A 6,088-nucleotide genomic window follows, 5' to 3' on the forward strand; every position below is an offset into this window, starting at 1 on the left:
AATACGGTCGATTCAGCTGGAAATTAAAAAGTTGTTTTCTATTAAACTTTTCATAACCGACTGGAAATTTGAATTGTGAGTCCATTATCTTTTCTTTAATTGATACGATTTTCGGTCATAAAATTGGCGGTAACGGTCGAGTGTATGTGCCGTAAGGGATTGCGGAGCAGTTTTCTGTCCACCGACACGAAATTTTGAGCGGGCTACAACGTTTGAATACCCACTGAAACCCTTATGGCATATACACTTTGTTAGCGTTTCGTTGTTCATTTTTCTCGTTAATTTTCTTTCATTTTTGCTGCATTGTCTTCCTGTCCGTGCGTTAGGAACAGACACACTCTTTGCCAAGTTTTGGCTTGAGTGTCGGCTGGTGCGACTTGGCAATGTGTGTGGCTGTTGAGTGTTGGCATTCCTATTCGTTTAAAGTATTTTCCAATGTTGTCTTAAATTCGTTTTCGTTGTTGTAATTGTAGAATGGGACTGCTGTTATCAAATAAGTGTCCGTGTGGATTTTGATTGTTTTTTGTTATGTTCTGATTTCATTTAAAAAGTCTTCTTTCCATTTGTCGTGTCCTTTTAAATGCTCACCTTTAGGTTCTATGAAAACCTGAAACGTCATTTGTTCTCCGTTACGTTGTTTGCAGAATAATAAAAAGTCTGGTTCAAAGGCTCGTCCGAGTTTGTCGAAGATTTTAATTTCTCTTTCGTTTCGGATTAGGTAAATGTTTTCAAACTTCTGATTCAGACCTTCAAATCGTCTGGAAAAAAGTTCTACAAACTTCTTTTCTTCACTTGTCCCATAGTTTGCATTATAAACATACCAAGGTTCGTTGGCTACCAATTCTTCTTGCCCTTTGGCGCGATCATCATATTTATTCACTCTAATTTCTTTATCTTTAAACACATTATGTATTCTGTCCGAAATATAGTCTGAACCTTCATATTCTGTCGAGTTGTTCTTTATGTCTGCTTCGATGATTTGCAGAAGTCCGTTTAAGGCTTGCAAGTGGTCGAAATGGCTAATTTCTTTCAGTCGTTTGGTTGTTCCGCTGTATGTAATTTCCAAACTTGCTAAAAAGTCAGGGCTTTGAATAAAATTGGAAAGTGAACCAACATTTGGAAAATAGCGAGATAGATTGTCGAAGTAAAAAAATGGATTTTGACTTAATGCAAAACGGATTACGTTTTTCGGGATTTCAGTCAGCTTTACATCTTTGGTTTTAATTATTTCATCATTGGATTGTGTCGGCTCCATTTCAAAAAAGGCACTTGACATTCTGCCATCTCCCGAAGATAAAGTGTGCCGGTAGTTGGTTTTCTTAACTCCTAAATCTGCAAACGATTTTATGTTATCAAAACTTTTAGGCACTTTCTTATTAAAGAAAACCTGTCCGTTTTTGTAAAAATCTGTTTTCTTGAAACTTTCTTTTAATTTCAATTGCTTAGTAACAAGGTTTTCATCATCTTCATAAATACCCGTATCAATAAGAGCTTTCTTCAATTCCGAAATGTAACGGCTATCTTCTTTGGTGTGGTAGTACAGTTCTTCCAGTATCCTTAAGTCGTTAGAAATATCATCATCAAATTTTCGAGTAAACTTGTCTTGTCCCTTCGACAAGCTCAGGGCATTGCCTGCTTCCAGTGAAAATGGAAAGTATCTTGCACCACGACCAATAAGTTGAGCTTCGGCAATGGTTGTTTTCCCCGGCTTTCCGTCGTTACCATCTCGGTCTTCGTAAAGACGAACAATGTCAAACAAATTCAAAACGTCCCAACCTTCGTTCAGCTTTTGAACAGCAAAAACGGCACGGATTGGGTTGTTTTCATCTTCCAAGGTGTTGAGTAAGATTTGGTTTTGTTCAGCTTCTGCGTCATTGTTGGCACTCAGGCAATTTTCAAATCGGAAATTAGCTTGAATGCGTTTTACTATATCGTTGGCAGAAATGCCTTTGGATTCAAAAAAGCGGAAAGCCTTTTGAACGATTGGAACGGTAGATGTCTTTTGAATTTTCTCCACCATTGCCACCGAAAAATCATCAATCAATTTGTGAAATTTCTCTTTGTTTTTCTCGGATTCGCTTATTGTTCTTTTGGCTTTAAACAGAATGACGGGCTTCAAATTGATATTATAAGAAGTTGCCAGTTCCTGACGATACAAATTCAAAATTAAAGCCTGAATGATTCTGTCTTGCTCGCCATATAAGGAACGGATAAGATTGATTTCTTTGGAATACTTGTCTTTACGAAACTCGGCAAGGTCGTACTTAAAGATTACCTTGTCTTGATAGTGCTTTACCAATTCTGCTGTGTCGGTGTCAATGGTTGCCGTAAACTCCAGCAAAATATTTTCAAAATTGGATTCGTGAATTTTCTTTACGGTGTCTTCCCAACTGCCAAACAATTTGCCTGTTTTTGTTCCTGCTACCAAGTGATGTGCTTCATCGGCAATCAAAACTAATTTCTTGTCCTTAAAATCTTCGTAAGTTACGCTGTTTTCTTTGGTGTTGTTCAGGTCAATATGCAACTGTTGGATAGTGGTAAATTTGATATTGATATTTTGATGGTCGGCTTCTTCAAAGTTTTCCACTTCTTTGATATGAATTTCTTTTCCCTCAATGACGATTTTTTCTTTGAACAAATATTTTGAAGCCTGCGGATTGAGGAAATTGTCTTTGGTTTTCCGAATGATATTGTTGCTGTTTACAAAAAACAAAAAGTTGCGATAGCCTTTGTGGTAAAGGTGCAGCATCAAACCCGCCATTATCAAAGTCTTGCCGCTTCCTGTTGCCATATTGTAAAGCAGGTGGTAAGGTTTTCTTGGTTTTTCTTCAAAATCTTCTTGGTCTAAATAAATGTATCGCTTAAATGCTTCAATTTGATAAGGTCTTTGTTTGAATTTTAAATTGTCGCTAATCCAATTAGGTATTTCAACCTGTGCTAAGGCTCGTTTAGCAAAAGGATTATTGAATATTTCATATAAAAATGCCATTATTCTTTCTTTTTGTTTTTGGGTTTCAATGCTTTAAGTTTCTTGTTGGCTTGTTCAATGCTGGCAATAAACTGTTTTTCTACTTCCGAAAGTTCATTATCTGATTTCTTCTTATAAACCTCATATTCGGCTAATGCTTTGCGTTGAGCTAATTCAGCCGAAATTTTTCCTGCATGGGTTAACACCTCTTGTCGGCTCATTTTGATGAAACCGTCTAAAATTTCAATCCAATCTTTCATATACATGGGTTTGCGCTGCATAGCATTGACTTCGGCAATATCCAAATAAGCCGAAACTAATCGGTTTAATACAGATAATTCTTCTTCTGTAAGATAATTTTTGGCAATGTTTATTTCTTGTTTGGTCGGCTTCTTCCCTTTAAAGGTGGTTAATCCCATAAAGGGCAGTTGAGCATTGGCTCTTTGGTAAATAATTTCGGCTGCCGTATGCCCGTGTGCCGCCCAGTGCAATTTGTTTTGAACGGTTTGAAAAAATTGTTGTGTTATTTCTGCTCGCGGGTCATAGTCAATGCTGGTAGCATAAATTTCTAACACTTTGCGGTAAAAAATTTTTTCCGATGAACGAATATCCCGTATCCGTTCGAGTAACTCTTCAAAGTAGCCACCGCCTTGCTTGAGTAAGTCATCGTTCATTGTGAAACCTTTAATCAGGAACTCTCGCAAACGTTCGGTTGCCCATATCCGAAACTGCGTACCACGAAGCGATTTTACCCGATAACCTACGGAAATAATGACATCTAAATTATAGTGTTTTACTTTGTAGTTTTTACCATCTGCAGCAGTTGTCAAGTATTCCTTGACAACTGAATTTTCATATAGTTCCCCTTCTTCAAAGATATTTTTGATATGAAGACTAATGTTTTGTTTGGTGGTTTGAAACAATTCCACCATATCGGCTTGAGTGAGCCAAACGGTGTTATCCTCCAAGCGGACTTGAATTTTTATCTGCCCGTCATCGGATTGGTATAGTAATATTTCACTACTCATGGTTTGGTTTATGCTTCGGATTAAAATAATTTAAGGTATTCGTCAAACACAAATATTCTGTTGCGGTTATATCCCGTAACCTCTTTTAAGATGCCTGCTTTTACAAAATCCATCACCAGGTCGTTAGCGGTTTTAAAGGTAGTTTTTGTCAATTCTTTTACCTGGTTTGTGTTTACAACAGGTTTTTTAAATAAGTAGTAAAGTAAACTGGCTGCTTTATCGGTTCTTCGTCCAAATTGTTGATGTATTCTATAATCCAGATTTGCTTTCAATTCAATTACTTTGGAAAGGGTTTGGGTAGCATTTTCGGCTGTTTCGGCTACTCCTGTCAGAAAGTATTTGAGCCATTGCTTCATATCGTTCTTGGTACGGACAATGGTTAAGTTGTCGTAGTACAGTCCTTTGTTTTTTTCAAAAAATGCCGATAAATACAGTAGGGGCTTTGTTAATATTTTCTGATCCACTAAAAATAACGTAATCAATAAACGACCTATTCGTCCGTTACCATCCAAAAAAGGATGAATGGTTTCGAATTGATAATGAGCAATTCCAATTTTTATCAGGGCAGGTATATGAATATGGGTATTATGCAAAAAATTTTCTAAATCGCCCATCAACTCATTTAAATGGGTATGATGCGGTGGTATAAATACAGCATCGAGTAAACTTGCTCCGCCAATCCAGTTTTGTGAGGTTCTAAACTCTCCGGGTTGCTTGTGTTCACCTCTTACGCTATCTAAAAGTATGCGATGGGTTTGTTTAATTAAACGGGATGAGACAGGCAATTTTTCTAATTCAGCTATAGCATAGTTCAATGCCTTGATATAGTTGTTTACTTCTTTCCAGTCGTCTCTCCGTTCGGGTGATACTTCGTATTCTTCCAATAAGGCCTCATCAATTTTTGTTTGTGTGCCTTCTATACGGCTTGAAACAACGGCTTCTTTGGCTACATGCAATTGTATAAATAAATCAATGTTGGGCACTAATTTGGAATACGAATTTAATTCACCCAACTTTATAGCAGCTCTTTCTAACAATGTAGTCAACGTTTGATCGTTCCAGTTCCATTCATCGTTAATTTTGCTAGGTAAAAAGTACGAGTATCCCGTTGGGTGTTTGATGAATTGACCGGCTATGTAATTCTCAATGCTAATCATTTTGTCGGTTTTGTATTACAAACTAAAATATAAAAATTTATATTATAGTTTCGATGATAAAAACTAAAATATAAAATCCATGTTTTAGTTTTTGCACTATTTTCATAAACGATAAAAATCTTTGGTTATTTTCTTTTCTTCTTCTGTGCATGCAAAATCGGTATCATTAAGCGATGAGAGATTTACATACAATTGGTTTTTGTCTAATATCTCACAGAGCAATTCCTTTTGTTTGGCAAGGTCTAATTGCTTAAACTCTTCAATGCTTTCCTGAAATTTCTGCAAATCTACGCTGTATTTAAAGAAACTTTTAGCTTTCATCTGTTCCCAAATTGCCAAAAGAGCGTTGGTGTCTCTAGCTGCTTCAATCTGTTCAATAAAAGTTTGGTTGTATTTCTTGAGTTCGAAATAAACGAATGAGCCTCCACCTTGCCATTTTACATCTTCATAGGGCGAGATTCCTGTGTCATCCCCGTTGATTACATTCTTTAATCTAATTACACTGTCGTTTTCACCATAATCTAACTGCTCAATGCCAATAAATTGTCTTTTCATTTTATGAGCTACGGCAGCTGTTGTTCCACTTCCTAAATGATAATCTAATACAATATCTCCTTCATTGGTTATCATTTTTATTAATCTATAAAGAATTTTTTCAGGTTTTTTGCCATTACTTAATTTTACACCGCCTTCCTCAGCGATTGCACCTGTAGTTTTAATATCTTGCCAAAAATCACAAGGGTTTTTGAAAATATTAGAGTCAGCGAAAATAACCTGCAAACGTGGCTGTTTAGTATCTGTAAAGTTTCACCACGTTGTTGAAGGTTTTTCCTTTCTCTCATTGCGAAGTGAAGCGTAGCGAAACGAAGCAATGAGAGAAAGGAAAGCGTCCGGAGAAAAACTTGTTTTATTATTTTTGTTTGACTAAAAAATAA

At 36.4% G+C, this 6,088-nt stretch carries 3 protein-coding genes and 1 pseudogene; all 4 read right to left on the reverse strand.

Annotated features, from left to right (window positions below; all coding sequences use genetic code 11):
• Positions 1-412 precede the first annotated feature (412 nt).
• Positions 413-2,989, reverse strand: a pseudogene (locus tag KO361_06350) (DEAD/DEAH box helicase family protein).
• On the reverse strand, positions 2,989-3,996 hold the full coding sequence (locus KO361_06355) for a virulence RhuM family protein (protein MCC7575185.1): 1,008 nt from the start codon (positions 3,994-3,996) through the stop codon (positions 2,989-2,991). Before KO361_06355 ends, KO361_06350 begins: the two are co-directional and overlap by 1 nt.
• Before the next feature lie 20 nt (positions 3,997-4,016).
• A complete protein-coding gene (locus KO361_06360) occupies positions 4,017-5,150 on the reverse strand; it encodes a Fic family protein (protein ID MCC7575186.1) in 1,134 nt (377 codons plus the stop codon).
• Positions 5,151-5,255: 105 nt separating this feature from the next.
• Positions 5,256-5,933 carry a site-specific DNA-methyltransferase gene (locus KO361_06365; GenBank protein ID MCC7575187.1) on the reverse strand — a complete coding sequence of 226 codons (678 nt, stop codon included), beginning with the start codon at positions 5,931-5,933 and terminating at the stop codon, positions 5,256-5,258.
• Positions 5,934-6,088 lie beyond the last annotated feature (155 nt).

The sequence above is a fragment of the Candidatus Woesearchaeota archaeon genome, from assembly GCA_020854775.1.
Taxonomy (GTDB): Archaea; Nanobdellota; Nanobdellia; order Woesearchaeales; family 21-14-0-10-32-9; genus 21-14-0-10-32-9.